The sequence below is a fragment of the Paraburkholderia graminis genome (assembly GCF_003330785.1).
Taxonomy (GTDB): domain Bacteria; phylum Pseudomonadota; class Gammaproteobacteria; order Burkholderiales; family Burkholderiaceae; genus Paraburkholderia; species Paraburkholderia graminis.
In genome coordinates this window covers 2,199,475-2,213,899 of record NZ_CP024934.1, presented here as the reverse complement: position 1 = coordinate 2,213,899, position 14,425 = coordinate 2,199,475, and the positions used below count along the sequence as shown (strand labels likewise).

Annotated in this window: 14 protein-coding genes; 12 read left to right on the top strand and 2 right to left on the bottom strand. The window is 63.7% G+C overall.

Features of this window, described 5'->3' with window-relative positions; translation table 11 throughout:
* Positions 1-230: 230 nt before the first annotated feature.
* The gene (locus CUJ91_RS09830) at positions 231-743 is read right to left on the bottom strand and encodes a low affinity iron permease family protein (RefSeq protein WP_107706739.1); all 513 of its coding nucleotides are present in this window, start codon (positions 741-743) and stop codon (positions 231-233) included.
* 291 nt (positions 744-1,034) lie between these two features.
* Between CUJ91_RS09830 and CUJ91_RS09825 the strand changes: the two genes are divergently transcribed.
* A complete protein-coding gene (locus CUJ91_RS09825) occupies positions 1,035-1,895 on the top strand; it encodes a class I SAM-dependent methyltransferase (RefSeq protein ID WP_107706740.1) in 861 nt (286 codons plus the stop codon).
* A gap of 224 nt (positions 1,896-2,119) precedes the next feature.
* On the opposite strand, the gene chrA is transcribed toward CUJ91_RS09825, so the two are convergent.
* Positions 2,120-3,448 (bottom strand): chromate efflux transporter, encoded by a 1,329-nt coding sequence (gene chrA / locus CUJ91_RS09820; protein ID WP_107706741.1) that lies wholly within the window; start codon positions 3,446-3,448, stop codon positions 2,120-2,122.
* Between the two features lie 234 nt (positions 3,449-3,682).
* Here chrA and CUJ91_RS09815 point away from each other — a divergent pair, with 234 nt between their 5' ends.
* From CUJ91_RS09815 to CUJ91_RS09760, 11 genes are all read left to right on the top strand, one after another.
* Positions 3,683-4,288 (top strand): 2'-5' RNA ligase family protein, encoded by a 606-nt coding sequence (locus CUJ91_RS09815; protein ID WP_053858194.1) that lies wholly within the window; start codon positions 3,683-3,685, stop codon positions 4,286-4,288.
* Positions 4,289-4,546: 258 nt separating this feature from the next.
* A complete protein-coding gene (locus CUJ91_RS09810; protein WP_006051782.1) occupies positions 4,547-4,993 on the top strand; it encodes a DnaJ family domain-containing protein in 447 nt (148 codons plus the stop codon).
* A gap of 458 nt (positions 4,994-5,451) precedes the next feature.
* Complete coding sequence (gene tadA, locus CUJ91_RS09800) at positions 5,452-5,988, top strand: tRNA adenosine(34) deaminase TadA (RefSeq protein WP_244231002.1); 537 nt, start codon at positions 5,452-5,454, stop codon at positions 5,986-5,988.
* Between the two features lie 154 nt (positions 5,989-6,142).
* A complete protein-coding gene (ldcA, locus tag CUJ91_RS09795; protein WP_053858191.1) occupies positions 6,143-7,069 on the top strand; it encodes a muramoyltetrapeptide carboxypeptidase in 927 nt (308 codons plus the stop codon).
* A gap of 311 nt (positions 7,070-7,380) precedes the next feature.
* Positions 7,381-8,232 carry a GntR family transcriptional regulator gene (locus tag CUJ91_RS09790; RefSeq protein ID WP_107706744.1) on the top strand — a complete coding sequence of 284 codons (852 nt, stop codon included), beginning with the start codon at positions 7,381-7,383 and terminating at the stop codon, positions 8,230-8,232.
* A 355-nt stretch (positions 8,233-8,587) separates the two neighbouring features.
* Complete coding sequence (locus CUJ91_RS09785) at positions 8,588-10,069, top strand: NCS1 family nucleobase:cation symporter-1 (RefSeq protein WP_114156165.1); 1,482 nt, start codon at positions 8,588-8,590, stop codon at positions 10,067-10,069.
* Positions 10,070-10,129: 60 nt separating this feature from the next.
* Positions 10,130-10,957: an aspartate/glutamate racemase family protein gene (locus tag CUJ91_RS09780; RefSeq protein WP_107706745.1), complete on the top strand. Its 828-nt coding sequence runs from the start codon at positions 10,130-10,132 to the stop codon at positions 10,955-10,957.
* A 240-nt stretch (positions 10,958-11,197) separates the two neighbouring features.
* Entirely contained in the window at positions 11,198-12,148 is a 951-nt protein-coding gene (gene puuE, locus CUJ91_RS09775; protein WP_107706746.1) for an allantoinase PuuE, read from the top strand.
* Entirely contained in the window at positions 12,145-12,666 is a 522-nt protein-coding gene (gene uraD / locus CUJ91_RS09770) for a 2-oxo-4-hydroxy-4-carboxy-5-ureidoimidazoline decarboxylase (protein WP_107706747.1), read from the top strand. Before puuE ends, uraD begins: the two co-directional genes overlap by 4 nt.
* Before the next feature lie 73 nt (positions 12,667-12,739).
* Entirely contained in the window at positions 12,740-13,753 is a 1,014-nt protein-coding gene (gene alc, locus CUJ91_RS09765; RefSeq protein ID WP_006051773.1) for an allantoicase, read from the top strand.
* Positions 13,750-14,262 (top strand): ureidoglycolate lyase, encoded by a 513-nt coding sequence (locus tag CUJ91_RS09760; protein WP_107706748.1) that lies wholly within the window; start codon positions 13,750-13,752, stop codon positions 14,260-14,262. The genes alc and CUJ91_RS09760 overlap by 4 nt, the downstream gene beginning before the upstream one ends.
* Positions 14,263-14,425 lie beyond the last annotated feature (163 nt).

The following is a 14,425-nucleotide window of genomic DNA, read 5'->3' as shown; positions in this document are numbered from 1 at the left end:
CTCGCAAGGGCCTGCACGGCGGAGGAGCGTCGGTGCGCGGCAAGCGCTCGACGTTTCGCCGGTGTCGCTTGAGGAGCAGAGCCGCGAGTTGAACGATGCGGTGGCCGTGTTTCGTTTGAAGGGAGACGCGGTGGTGCGGTGAGGCGAAGCGGCCTTCTTTGCTGTTATCGATGGGTGCGTGGTTCGCCTCGCCTGGCCGCGTTGCGTTGCGTCGCGTTAGGAAACGTGCGCTAGTTTTTTCGCTCGTGTGGGTTTGGTGTGTCTCGCTTGTCTTGCTTGTCGTCGTCACGATGGCGGTCGTCGTCGCTCCGCTTTTCGTCGCTCATGTCGCGATTGTCGACGAACGGCGAATCGGTATCGCTGCCGCCTTTGCGCAGCGCGACGCGCGCATCTTTCGCGAGATTTTCGTACTGTTTGCGAAAGCGCGTGAGGTCTTTCTCCTCCAGTTCTTCGAGATCGAGCAGTGCGTTATGCGCGCCTTCGATCGCGCGGATCAGTTCGTCGAGCTTGATCTGCATCGCGGCCGTATCGCGGTTCTGCGTGTTCTGGATCAGGAAGACCATCAGGAACGTGACGATCGTCGTGGATGTGTTGATCACGAGCTGCCACGTGTCGCTGTAGTGAAAGAACGGCCCCGTAACGGCCCACACGATCACGAGCGAGACGGCGATGACGAAGGTGCCCGGCCGGCCGGTCATCGTCGAAAGATAGCTCGCGAAGTTCGAAAACCATCTGCTGCTCATGGCGATCTCCCTGAGGTCTGGTCTGGTTCATAGGATGATCGCATAGAGATGCGAAGGGATCGGATGTTGAGTGGCGATTCGGCGCGGTGGGGATCTGTATGGTGTTGTGTGCCGATGCTATGCTTTTTGTTTGCTGCGGGCTGGGCGCGCAGAGCAGAGGTTATGGCGCGGAGCTTTCCGTGCGTGGGTTGCCGCGTACTGAGACTGCGGTGCTGCGCTCTGTGCTGCTGCTCCCCCAGCCGGCGATGAAGCGAAGCACACGCATCGCATAAATGAGGAGGATCGGCGATCATGAACGAAGAGCGAGAGCTGGCACCCGACAGCACCGCGGCCCGCGTCGCCCTGTGGCGTGCGTTGCATACCGAGGCAGACGCCGCGCCGCATGTTTTCGACGATTCCATTGGGCTGAAGCTGCTGTCTCCTGGCGACGACTGGCGTCAGCGCGGCGACATGGACCCGCAATTCACGCGTCCGTTTCGCGCATCGATCGTGGCTCGCGCTCGCTTCATCGAAGATCTCGTGGCCGAGCAGGCCGCGCACGGAATCGATCAGTATGTGATACTTGGCGCGGGCCTCGACAGTTTTGCGCAGCGCAGGCCCGAGCTTGCTTCACGCCTCACCGTGTTCGAGATCGATCAGCCTGTGCCGCAGGCGTGGAAACGTCGGCGGCTGATTGAGCTCGGCTTCGGCATTCCACAGTGGCTGCGTTTCGTGCCGGTCGATTTCGAGGCCGGCGAAGCGTGGCGCGAGCGGCTGATGGCCGAGGGCTTCGACAGCAGCAAGCCGGCAATCGTGGTCTCGACGGGCGTGAGCATGTATCTGACACGCGATGCAAACGCGGCCACGCTGCGCGAAGTCGCGGCCTTCGCGCGCGGATCGACGCTCGCCATGACTTTCCTGCTGCCGCTGCAGATGGCAGACCCCGAGGTACGCCCCGGACTGGAAATGGCGGAGAAGGGCGCGCTCGCAAGCGGCACGCCTTTTCTCAGCTTCTTCACGCCGGCGGATATGCTGGCTCTTGCGTACGAAGCCGGGTTCACGCAGGCCCGGCACGTTTCGGCGGCAGATCTCACGCAGCGCTACTTCGCGGACAGGACCGACGGTTTGCGTCCGCCGAGCAATGCTGAAGAGCTATTGGTCGCGAGTATGTAAGGCTGTTCTTGGCGGACGCCGCTGAGCGGCCTTCCGCGCTTAGTGTCGCGAGTACCTGGCCCGCTCTTGACGGACGCCCGCGAGGCAGCGGCGTTTCGCGCTTCATGCTGAGAGTACTTGGCCCGCTCTCGACGGAGGCCACGATGCACCCGCCTTCCGCGCTTCATCTCGCGAGTACCTGAACCGTTCTTGACGGACGCCGCGACGCAGCAGCGTTCCGCGCTTCATGCAAGCAGCCGGAACGCGAGCCCTGCCGCGCCGCACGTCAGCACCACCGGTATCACGCCGGCCTTCAGCCGAAACAGGGCAAGCGCCGCCGCGAACCCGATGACGAGCGACGGCCAGTCGAAACTTCCATGCAGGCCGTGCGGCCACAAAACGTGCAACGCAAAGAAGACCGCGAGATTCACGATGACGCCGACCACGGCTGCGGTGATCGCCGTCAGCGGCGCGGTGAATTTCAGGTTGCCGTGCGTGGTCTCGATAAACGGGCCGCCAAGCAGAATGAACATGAACGAAGGCAGGAAGGTGAAGAACGTCACGACCGTCGACGCGACGACCGCGGACAAGAGCAGCGCGTGCGGACCGAATATCGCTTTCGTCCATCCACCGACAAAGCCGACGAACGCGACGACCATGATCAGCGGGCCGGGCGTCGTCTCGCCGAGTGCGAGGCCGTCGATCATCTGAAGTCCCGTGAGCCAATGCTGATGCTCGACCGCGCCCTGATAGACGTACGGCAAAACAGCGTAGGCGCCGCCGAACGTAAGCAGCGCGGCCTTCGTGAAAAACCAGGCCATTTGCGTGAGCGCGCCGCTCCATCCGTAGAGCGCCGCCAGCGTACCGATCGCCGCGAGCCATAAGGCGACGAAGCTCGCGAGCACAATAGAAAAGCGCTTCCACGTGAAGAGCGCATGGCGAGGCGTCGGCGTGTCGTCGTCGATCAGCACCGGACCATGAAGCTGTGCGGCGGCGGCGTGTTTCCCGCCCATCGCGAAGCGGGCCGGCGCATATTTGCCACCCAAGTACCCGATGATGCCGGCGACGAGAACAATCAGCGGGAAGGGCACATTGCCGACGAAAATCGCGAGAAACGCGGCGGCGGCGATCGTCCATAGCCACGCGTTCTTGAGCGCTCGCGAGCCGATGCGATACGCGGCGAACACGACAATCGCCGTCACGGCCGGCTTGATGCCATAAAGCACGCCGGCCACGGCCGGGACGCTGCCGAACACGAGATAGACCCACGAAAGGCCCATCAGAATGAAGAGCGACGGCAGCACGAACAGTCCGCCCGCGATCACGCCGCCCCACGTGCGATGCATGAGCCAGCCGATGTACGTGGCCAGTTGCTGCGCCTCCGGGCCCGGCAGCACCATGCAGAAATTCAGCGCATGCAGGAAGCGCTTTTCCGAGATCCAGCGCTTTCTTTCGACGAGTTCCTCATGCATGAGCGCAATCTGGCCCGCCGGACCGCCGAAGCTCATGAAGCCGAGCCGCAGCCAGTACCAGAACGCCGTGGAAAAAGGGACCTGCGCGACGTCGTCTTTCATTGAGGTAGACCTGTTGTTTTCTCTGCCAGAACTTCTGGTTTTTCTGCAATTTCACGTTGCCGCCCGTACTGTATGAATGTACAGTATTCTACGTAGACGGTTTGGTACGGCAAGCGTTTTTTTGGGGGGGCGGCAGTGCGGCTTTCGCGCTCGCAGCACCCCCGAGTCAGTTAATGGCCAGTTAATGTGAAGGAGGATCCGTGTAGATGCCGGCTTTCACCACGCAGGAGCAAGATGCCTGAACAACTGTGGTTGCCCGGGCTCGAGGCGCCGCCAACCCCGACCGACGGTCTGTTCTTCGCTGTGTTTCCGGACACTAGCACGGCGGCCAGCATTTCAAAGCTCGCGCAGGAGCTTTGCGGGGAGGCGCGCGCCCGCGGCAAGCCGCTCGCCGCCAATCGGTTGCACGTCACGCTGCGTCACCTCGGCACTTTTGCAGGCGGGCTGCCGCAGGCCCAGGTGGCGGCGGCCATGCAGGCGGCCGCGTCGGTGCGCGTGGCGCCGTTTACCGTCGAATTCGATACGGTCGAGAGCTTCGCTTCGAAGCCACGGCCGGGGCCATTGGTGCTGACGGGAACTGAGGGCGTCGTCGGCCTGCATGCGCTTCATGATGCATTGCGCAGCGCGTTGGAGAGCTGCGGCCTCGACAGTCATCGGGGCTCGGGGGCCGTGGCTTTTACGCCGCATGTGACGTTGGCTTACGGTTTGCCGTGGGCTGCGCCGCGCCCGGTCGAGCCGGTCTGCTGGAATGTGCGCGGTTTTGCGTTGATACATAGCTTGTTGGGGCGTACCCGGCATATCGCGCTTGCGCGGTGGCCGCTCGAAGCTGCCGAGTCATAGGGGAGGGAAGTCCGCATCGTGGGCTCTCGGGCTTGCTGTGGATCGTACGAGGGCCCGGCGCTACCGCGGAACTGGGCTCGAATTGATTGCACGCTCGGCGCGCTCACATGGCCGGCTTGCGTCCACAAACGCCGCATACACAGCATCCACGAAATGTCCGCGCAAGATGCGAAGGGGCGGCGGCGCCGGTCGCCCCGGCGGAGGCAACCGTCGCGCGCCCTGATAGAATGCCTTGGGCCGCAACGTAGTGGATTGCAGATGAGATTGCTTGATGCGTTAGTCGAACAGCGTATTGCCGCCGCCGCGGCGCGCGGCGAGTTCGACGATTTGCCGGGCGCGGGCGCGCCGCTTTGCCTCGACGACGATGCACTCGTCCCGGAAGAGGTGCGCGTCGCGAACCGGATTCTGAAAAATGCGGGTTTCGTGCCGCCTGCCGTCGAGCAGTTGCGCGCGTTGCGTGACTTGCAGGCCGAGCTGAATGCCGTGAGCGACAAGGCTACGCGCTGTCGCCTCCAGGCGCGCATGCTGGCGCTCGATATGGCGCTGGAATCGCTGCGCGGGAGCGCTATGGCGTTGCCGCGCGAATATTGCCGTCGGATCGCCGAACGGCTGTCCGAGCGTGCTTCCAATGACGAAACGTCTCGATTGGAAAGCGCGGCGTCGGTTGTGTCCGGCGCGGAGAACGTCGCTGCGAGGTCGCGGTGAGCGAGCCCGTCGTCCATCGGGGCGCGGCGCATGCCGAGCCGGATCGGATCGAGGGCAGCAAGGCGTCGGATGGATCGCCTGCTGTTGTCGAGGGCGTTGACACGGCGAGCGGTGCTTGCGCGGGGGGCACGCCGCGCGTCGACGCCACTGGCGTGTCCGCGCCAGGGCGGCCGCTGGTCGCGCAGTCGGCCGTCGCTGAGCCTTCACCCGCAACTACAACGGCCTCTGCTGAAACCGCTGGGTCTGGTGCTCCTGCTGCAACTGCCGCGATCCCCGCAGCCGCTGCGACTGCCGAAACTGCTGCACCTGCCGAAACCGCTGCCTCTGCTGAAACCGCTGCCTCTGCCACAACTCCGGCAACTCCGGCAACTGCCGCAACTGCCGCAACTGCCGCAACTGCCGCAACTGCCGCAACTGCCGCAACCGCCGCAAGCGATCCGGCTGCACCGCCCACCGGCATCCCCACCCCCATCTCCGACCGCGACCGCCGCTTCATGGCGCTCGCCCAGGCCGCCGCCGAAGAGGCGCGCGCGGCCGGCGAAGTGCCCGTCGGCGCAGTGCTGGTGCGCGGCGACGAAGTAATCGCGACGGGCTTCAACCATCCGATCGGCGCGCACGATCCGTCGGCGCATGCGGAGATGGTCGCGTTGCGTGCCGCGGCGCAAGTTGCGCAGAACTATCGCTTGCCGGGCTGCGAACTGTATGTGACGCTCGAGCCGTGTTTGATGTGCGCCGGCGCGATCATGCATGCGCGCATCGCCCGGGTTGTGTTCGGCGCACGCGATCCGAAAACGGGCGCGTGCGGGAGCGTCGTCGATGCGTTCGCGAACCCGCAGTTGAATCACCACACCGAGGTAACGGGCGGCGTGCTCGAAAGCGAATGCGGCGCCGCACTGAAGTCGTTCTTCGCGGAACGGCGGCGCGCAAGCCGCGAAGCGCGGGCGGCGGCGCGCGCCGGCGTCGGTGCGCAAAGCAAGCCAGGCGAGCCGCTCTGAACAGCAACCGCGCGCACAACTCCAACCAGCAACCTCGATCAGCAACCGCAACCAACAACCGCAGCCAACAACCGCAGCCAACAACCGCAGCCAACAACCGCAGCCGACAACCGCAACCAACAACCGCAGCCAACACCATAACAAGGTCCCGCCGATGACTGTCCACCGTACCTTCGATCTGATCGCACCGTCCGGCTACCCGCCTGACTCCGAGGTGCTGAATCGGGCGTTGCAGCGCCTGCGCGGGCAAGGGCATCGGGTGGAGGGCGTCGACGCGACGCGGCGTCGCTATCAGCGCTTCGGCGGTACGGACGGCGAGCGCGCTGCGGACCTGAACCGGCTCGCGGATGCATCGCGCGCGTTGCCCGATATTGTGCTGGCCGTGCGCGGCGGATACGGCGCGATGCGTCTCCTGCACGGCCTCGATTACGACGGGCTGCAACGCCGGCTGACCGATCAACCGGTCGCGCTCGTCGGCCATAGCGACTTCACGGCGATTCAGTTGGCGCTCCTCGCGCGCGCCGGGCTGAAAACGTTCAGCGGGCCGATGCTGATGAGCGACTTCGGCGCGGAACACGTCAGCGAATTCACGATGCAGCACTTCTGGTCCGCGCTGACAAAGCCCAGCGTGACGATCGCGCGAAACGTCCCGCAAGCGCACGCGGTCGACGTCTCCGGCACCTTGTGGGGCGGCAATCTGGCGGTGCTGACGTCGCTCATCGGCACGCCGTACATGCCACCAGTGCAAGGCGGCGTGCTGTTTGTCGAAGACGTCAACGAGCAACCGTTTCGTATCGAGCGGATGCTTTATCAATTGCATCTGTCGGGCATCCTGGGTCAGCAGCAGGCACTCGTGCTCGGCGATTTTTCGGGCGGCAAGTTGTATGACTATGACAACGGCTACGACCTGCAAGCCATGATCGAGCACATGAGATCGGTGATCGGCATTCCGATCGTCACTGGCCTGCAGTTCGGCCATGTGCCGGACATGGTGACGCTGCCTGTGGGCGCCGACGCGCACCTCATCGCCGACGCCCGCGGCTTCAGGCTGACGTTATCCAACTATCCATTCCTGGGTTGAATGCCCGGGCACCTAAGAAGCGGGCTGCGGCCCGTTTTTCATGGCGCGTCAACGCAACTAACGGCCTCATCCGAACGCCCGTTCGGGCAACGAAGGCAGCGGTGAAGTAACGATTTTGTCGACAAAATAGCCGCTCAAAGACAGCGACTGTGCTCGCCGGCCGAGCGGCGCGTCCTTGCTGACAAAGCCGCCAAATCACCCAGGCCAATTCACGCCGCACCGCACCACGAAAAATTGTCGATGATCGCCGCAAAAATTGTTGACAATCTTTATGTCCATCCTAATATGACCAACATACCGAGACACACATCATGTCCGACACCGACACCGACACCGAATCCGTCAGCGTAAATAGTTCGAAGCCCGAAGCAATTGCCGAGCGCATTCGTGCCGCGATTCTCGAGCATCGGTTGGCGCCCGGAGCGAAGTTGACCGAAGCACAGTTGTGCGAAGTATTCGCGGTGAAGCGTGGTCCGATCCGGCAAGCGTTGGCGCAACTCGCGACGGATCGTCTCGTGGATCTTGAGCCGAACCGCGGCGCGTTCGTCGCGAGTCCGTCGCTTCAGGAAGTGCATGAGGTGTTCGAGATGCGCCGCATCATCGAACTGGCCGTCGTCGAAAAGATTTGCAACGGACACGGCATGCGGCGGTTAAAGAGCATCGGCGGCATGATCGGCCGCGAACGCAAGGCGTTCGAGACGCGCGACTTTTCGTCGTGGATTCGTTTGTCCGGCGAGTTTCATACGGAGCTGGCTCAACTCACCGGCAACACCGTGCTGTGCGATTGCCTGAACGGACTGGTCGCGCGCTCCACGCTGATCTCGGCGTTGTACGAGTCGCTTGGACGAAGCCCGTGTTCGTTCGAGGACCACGAAGCGATTCTCGCCGCGCTCGACGCCGGCGATGCCAAAGAGGCGGCGGCACTCATGTCGCGCCATCTGCAAAGCGTCGAGTTGAAGATGCTGGAGCGGCCCGCACGCGGCGCAGCCGACCTGCATGAAGTATTCGGCGCGCTGAGCGGCGGCATGAGCGGCATGAGCGGCATGAGCGGCATAAGCGGCGCAAGCAGCGGCGCAATGAGCGGCGCACCACGCGGCGCCGCGAAAACATCGCGTGAAGAATCACCCAAAGCGTTATCCAAACGCAAGTCCGCGCCAAGCTGAGGCAAGCGGCCGGCGTGCGCCCGTTGCTGGTGCGCGCCGCACTGAACTGAACCGATAGAGCGAGCGTTGCAAGGCGGCCCGGCGCGGGCGCTGCCGGCCGGCGCACGCGCGTCCGTCGCCAACGCGCCGGACGAAAGTAGCAGCAGACCCATTGCCGGACGTCCGCGGAACGCCGGCAATGCGATAACCACAAGTACTTCAGTACGGAGACATCCGCGGCGTGGCCATCGCGGCGGCCCGAGTCTGTTGCGCTTGCAACGACAGCAGGCGCGGGACCGGCAGCAAAGCCGCAAGTGGCATGGCCAATGCATTGCCCTTCGATTCGCAATCGACGGTCCCATCACAAGGAGGAATCATGGCTCAGTTCAGTGCAGCGCCCGGCAGTTCCGCAATCCCCCCTTATGCAGACGGCGACGCATCCGGCAATCCCGCCATGCCGGCCGGCTACAGCGAGCGCTTATACAACGAGGATCTCGCGCCGCTGCGTCACCAGACCTGGGGCGCCTACAACATCTTCGCGTTCTGGATGTCGGACGTGCACAGCGTGGGCGGTTATGTGTTCGCCGGCAGTCTCTTCGCGCTCGGTCTGACGAGCTGGCAGGTGCTGATTGCGCTGCTCGTCGGCATCGGCATCGTCAACGTGTTGTGCAACATGATCGCGAAGCCGAGCCAGGCGAACGGCGTGCCGTATCCGGTCGCATGTCGCGCGACTTTCGGCGTGCTCGGGGCCAATGTTCCCGCCGTGATTCGCGGGCTGATCGCGGTCGCGTGGTACGGCATCCAGACGTATCTCGCGTCGAGTGCGCTGGTGATCGTCGTGTTGAAGTTCGTGCCGCAACTGCTGCCGTACGCGGACGTGCATCGTCATGGCTTTATGGGCCTCTCGACGCTCGGCTGGTCCGGCTTCATGCTGCTCTGGGTGTTACAGGCGCTGGTGTTCTGGCACGGCATGGAGACGATCAAGAAGTTTATCGACTTCGCGGGTCCGGCCGTTTATGTCGTGATGTTCATCCTCGCCGGTTACATGGTGTATCGCGCGGGCTGGCGCAACATCGGCATCAATCTGGGCGGCGTCAAATATCACGGCATGGAAGTGCTGCCGGTGATGATCACGGCGACCTCGCTGGTGGTGTCCTACTTCTCCGGGCCGATGCTGAATTTCGGCGACTTTTCGCGCTACGGCAAGAGCTTTCGCAGCGTGCAGCGCGGCAACTTCTGGGGACTGCCGGTCAACTTTCTCGCGTTCTCGCTCGTCACGGTGATTACGACGGCGGCCACGCTGCCGGTGTTCGGTCAACTGATTACGGACCCGGTGGAAACGGTCGGCCGCATCGACTATCCGACCGCCGTGATTCTCGGCGCGCTGACTTTCACGATTGCGACCATCGGCATCAACATCGTCGCGAACTTCGTTTCGCCGGCCTTCGACTTCTCGAACGTCGCGCCGCGGCTCATTAGCTGGCGCGCGGGCGGCATGCTCGCGGCGGTTGCGTCGATCTTCATCACGCCGTGGAATCTGTTCAATAACCCGGCCGTGATTCACTACACGCTGGATGTGCTCGGCAGCTTCATCGGACCTTTGTACGGAATCCTGATCGTCGATTACTACCTCGTGAAGCGCCAGAAGATCGTGCTCGACGATCTGTACACGGTCGCGCCGACGGGTTCGTACTGGTATCGCAACGGCGTCAACTATCGGGCCGTTGCCGCGTTGTTGCCGGCCGCGCTGATCGCCGTGTTGTGCGTGATGGTGCCGTCGCTCGACGGCATGGCGAACTTCTCGTGGTTCATCGGCGCGGGTTTTGGGGCGTTGTTCTATCGCCTGCTGGCACGCTGAGCTTCGGTAGGTGAAGGGCAGTGCCGGTGCATTGCCCATGCAGTCGAAAGAGGAGACGAGATGCGTATCAAACTGATCAACCCGAACACGACCCAACGCATGACCGATGCAATGGGCCGCTGCGCGCGCGAAGTCGCCGCGCCGGGCACCGAGGTGATCGCGGTCAGTCCGACGATGGGGCCGCCGTCCATTGAAGGCTATTACGACGAAGCGCTCGCGACGCCGGGCCTGCTCGCCGAAGTGATGGCGGGCGAGCGCGAGGGCTGCGACGGCTACGTGATCGCGTGTTTCGGCGACCCTGGTCTCTACGCGGCGCGCGAGCTCGCGCGTGGCCCGGTGATCGGCATCGCGGAGGCGGCCATGCACGCGGCGAGCGTGCTCGCGCCGGGCTTTTCGGTGGTCACGACGCTTGCGCGCACTTGCGGCATGGCGTGGCATCTCGCCGAGCGTTACGGCATGCGGCGTTTTTGCCGCAACGTGCGCGCGACCGACGTCGCCGTGCTCGACCTCGACAAGCCTGGCTCGGCGGCGCGCCGCATCATCCTCGACGAATGCCGGCGGGCGCTGGCCGAAGACGGTTCCGATGCAATCGTGCTCGGCTGCGCGGGCATGGCCGAGTTGTGCGCGGAGATCGAGGACGCGCTCGGCGCGCCGGTGATCGAAGGCGTGACGGCCGCCGTCAAGTGGACGGAAGCGCTCGTCGCACTGCGGCTGTCGACCGCCAAGCGCGGCGACTATGCGCGGCCATTGCCCAAGCGCTATGACGGCGCGCTGGAATCGTTCAGTCCGTCGGCAGCGGACCCGAATCCCGCGCCGCCGCGCGTGAGCCATGCCGATTCGCTGCGGGTAAACACCAGCGAAGCAGAGCCGCACATACATTCAGTCTGACACGCACTATCTGCGCCGGTGTATGGGCGCACCAACGCGTTTTCGCTACACTGGTCCAACTCGCCGCGGGCCGTCCGACGTGCTGTGCGCTGCCTTGTGGTGGCCGTTGTGGTGGCCATCTCGGTGGCCATCTCGGTGGCCGTCGCGACGGTTATCGCGGCGGCGCCGCACAAGGCTTCAACAGATCCTGCAGCGCGCTTCGCGAGCCCACACGTATCGTCACTACGCATTCGTCAAACCATGCCACTCGACCCCAACTATCCACGCGATCTGATCGGCTACGGCCGCCACCCCGTGCAGGCCAACTGGCCAGGGCGAGCGCGCGTCGCCGTGCAATTCGTCCTCAACTACGAGGAGGGCGGTGAAAATTGCGTGCTGCACGGCGACCCCGGCTCCGAGCAGTTCTTGTCGGAGATCGTCGGCGCGGCTGCGTATCCGGCGCGTCACATGAGCATGGAGTCGATCTACGAATACGGCTCGCGCGCGGGCGTGTGGCGCATTCTGAGCGAATTCGAAAAGCGCGGCTTGCCGCTCACCGTGTTCGGCGTGGGCATGGCGATCGAACGGCATCCCGAAGTGGCGCGTGCATTCGTCGAACTCGGCCATGAGATCGCGTGTCATGGCTATCGCTGGATTCACTATCAGGACGTATCGCCGGAAAAAGAAGCCGAGCATATGCGGCTCGGCATGCAGGCGATCGAGCGCGTCACCGGCGAGCGGCCGCTTGGCTGGTACACCGGCCGCGACAGTCCGAACACGCATCGGCTCGTCGCCGAATACGGCGGCTTTCTATACGACTCCGATTACTACGGCGACGACCTGCCGTTCTGGATGGACGTCGAGGTCACAGGCGGCTCGACCGTGCCGCAACTGATCGTGCCGTACACGCTCGACACCAACGACATGCGCTTCGCGAGCCCGCAGGGCTTCAACACCGCGGACCACTTCTTCACGTACCTGCGCGATGCGTTCGACGTGCTCTACGAAGAAGGCGACGAAGCGCCGAAGATGCTGTCGATCGGCATGCACTGCCGGCTGCTCGGACGCCCTGGGCGTTTCCGCGGACTGCAGCGTTTTCTCGACCATATCGAACAGCACGATCGCGTCTGGGTGACACGGCGCGTCGACATCGCGCGGCACTGGCGCGAACATCATCCGTATCAGCAAAACAACCGCGAGGCGGCGGCATGAAGGCGATGCAATACACACTGGACCAACTCAACACCGTTTCCACCGACGCATTCGTCGCGGCGCTCTCGGGCATCTTCGAGCACTCGCCGTGGGTCGCGGAAATCGCCGCAAATGAGCGGCCATTTGCGAGCATCGACGAGCTGCATCGCAAGATGTCGAAGATTGTCGAGACGGCGGGCGAAGACAAGCAGCTCGCGTTGATCAATGCGCACCCGGAGCTCGCGGGCAAGGCGGCGGTGCGCGGCGAACTCACCGCGGAATCCACGCGCGAGCAAAGCGGCGCGGGCCTTGCGCAATGCACGCAGGCAGAGTTCGACAGGCTGCTTGCGCTGAACGCGGCGTATCGCGAGAAGTTCGGCTTTCCGTTCATTCTCGCGGTGCGCGGTTATGACCGTCACGGCATCATCGCGAACTTCGAGGCGCGCGTGAACAACAGCCGCGCCGACGAACTGCGCGCGAGCCTCGATCAGATCTACCGTATCGCACGTTTCCGGCTCGAAGACCTGATTAGCGCGTGAATGGACGTTTGAATCAACGCGCGGCTTCACGGAACGTTTTCTCGCACTAACAAACACATCAAGGAAGACAAAGATGGCACTCCCGACTCTCGACCCCAACGCACCCGAATTCACGCGGCGTTACGTGAATCTGGCGGACCCGCGCCTGGGCGCGCAGGCGCTCGAGGCCAGCGACGAATTCTTCGCGCCGAAGGACCGCATGCTGAACCCGGAGCCGGCCGTCTTCATTCCAGGCAAGTACGACGAGCACGGCAAGTGGATGGACGGCTGGGAAACGCGCCGCAAGCGCGTGACCGGCTACGACTGGTGCGTCGTCAAGCTCGCGCGTCCGGGCGTGATCAAGGGACTCGATCTCGACACGAGCCACTTCACCGGTAACTTTCCGCCGGCCGCTTCCGTCGAAGCCGCGCGCGTGGTGGACGGCGTGCCGAATCAGTCGACGCAATGGACCGAAATCGTGCCGTCGATCACGTTGCAAGGCAACAGCCATCACTATCTCGAAGTCGGCGACACGAATGCGTACACGCACTTGCGCGTGAACATCTATCCGGATGGCGGCATTGCGCGGCTGCGTGTGTACGGTCAGCCGCAAGTCGACTGGGCGGGCGCCAGCCGCACGCAGCAATTCGACCTCGCCGCGATGGAGAACGGCGCGTATCTGGTCGCGGCGAACAATCAGCACTTCGGCGCGGCGTCGACGATTCTGATGCCGGGCCGCGGCGTGAACATGGGCGACGGCTGGGAAACGCGGCGCCGTCGCGAACCGGGCAACGACTGGGCGATCGTCGCGCTGGCACAGCCGGGCGTGATCTCGAAGATCGAAGTCGACACCGCGCACTTCAAGGGCAACTATCCGGACCGCTGCTCGATTCAGGCCGCGTATGTGACGGGCGGCACGGACAGTTCGCTGATCACGCAAGCGATGTTCTGGCCCGTGCTGCTCGGCGAGCAGAAGCTGCAAATGGACAAGCAGCATTACTTCGAAAGCGAGATCGCGGCGCTCGGTCCGGTGACGCACGTGCGCTTTAACATCATTCCGGACGGCGGCGTATCGCGTCTGCGTTTGTGGGGCACGCTGGCATCATGAAAACGCTCGCTATCGAACCATTGACGAAGGAAGCGTTCGCCGCGTTCGGCGACGTGATCGAACTCGAGGGCGCGAAGCAGATCCCGATCAACCTCGGCACGACGATCCGCTATCACGACCTCGCAAAGGTGGACGTGACGGACGAGAACGGCCGCACGCTGATCAACCTGTTTCGCGGACAGCCGCGCACGCTTCCGTTCGAAGTGAAGATGCTCGAACGGCATCCGCTCGGCAGTCAGGCTTTCGTGCCGCTGAACGACAAGCCGTATCTGGTGGTGGTCGCGCCCGCGGGTGATCTCGACGAATCGAAGATTCGCGCATTCGTGACGAGCGGTTGGCAGGGCGTTAATTATGCGAAGGGGGTTTGGCACCATCCGCTGATCGCGTTGGGCGAAGTGAGCGACTTTATCGTCGTCGATCGCGGCGGGGAGGGGCTTAATCTTAACGAGCAGGATCTTGTGGAGCCGCTGTGGTTGACTGAGGATGCGTTGAGTGGGGTGGCGGTTTAGCGTTCCTGTTCCGGCGTAATTGGCAATTGACGAGCAGGATGATGGTAAGGAGCTCATGGCAGAAATGCCGTGGGCTCTTTTGGTTTTTGACGGTCCTCAACATCGGCGAGTCGGCTTCGACTTGGCCAGCGGCGGCATCACTGAGAACGTGCGTTAGCCGGCG

What these genes read in the sequence shown, in the direction of transcription:
- CUJ91_RS09830 (WP_107706739.1), bottom strand. Translation starts at nt 743, where the DNA reads ATGAGCAGCAGATGGTTTTCGAACTTCGCGAGCTATCTTTCGACGATG.
- CUJ91_RS09825 (WP_107706740.1), top strand. Translation starts at nt 1,035, where the DNA reads ATGAACGAAGAGCGAGAGCTGGCACCCGACAGCACCGCGGCCCGCGTC.
- chrA (WP_107706741.1), bottom strand. Translation starts at nt 3,448, where the DNA reads ATGAAAGACGACGTCGCGCAGGTCCCTTTTTCCACGGCGTTCTGGTAC.
- CUJ91_RS09815 (WP_053858194.1), top strand. Translation starts at nt 3,683, where the DNA reads ATGCCTGAACAACTGTGGTTGCCCGGGCTCGAGGCGCCGCCAACCCCG.
- CUJ91_RS09810 (WP_006051782.1), top strand. Translation starts at nt 4,547, where the DNA reads ATGAGATTGCTTGATGCGTTAGTCGAACAGCGTATTGCCGCCGCCGCG.
- ldcA (WP_053858191.1), top strand. Translation starts at nt 6,143, where the DNA reads ATGACTGTCCACCGTACCTTCGATCTGATCGCACCGTCCGGCTACCCG.
- CUJ91_RS09790 (WP_107706744.1), top strand. Translation starts at nt 7,381, where the DNA reads ATGTCCGACACCGACACCGACACCGAATCCGTCAGCGTAAATAGTTCG.
- CUJ91_RS09785 (WP_114156165.1), top strand. Translation starts at nt 8,588, where the DNA reads ATGGCTCAGTTCAGTGCAGCGCCCGGCAGTTCCGCAATCCCCCCTTAT.
- CUJ91_RS09780 (WP_107706745.1), top strand. Translation starts at nt 10,130, where the DNA reads ATGCGTATCAAACTGATCAACCCGAACACGACCCAACGCATGACCGAT.
- puuE (WP_107706746.1), top strand. Translation starts at nt 11,198, where the DNA reads ATGCCACTCGACCCCAACTATCCACGCGATCTGATCGGCTACGGCCGC.
- uraD (WP_107706747.1), top strand. Translation starts at nt 12,145, where the DNA reads ATGAAGGCGATGCAATACACACTGGACCAACTCAACACCGTTTCCACC.
- alc (WP_006051773.1), top strand. Translation starts at nt 12,740, where the DNA reads ATGGCACTCCCGACTCTCGACCCCAACGCACCCGAATTCACGCGGCGT.
- CUJ91_RS09760 (WP_107706748.1), top strand. Translation starts at nt 13,750, where the DNA reads ATGAAAACGCTCGCTATCGAACCATTGACGAAGGAAGCGTTCGCCGCG.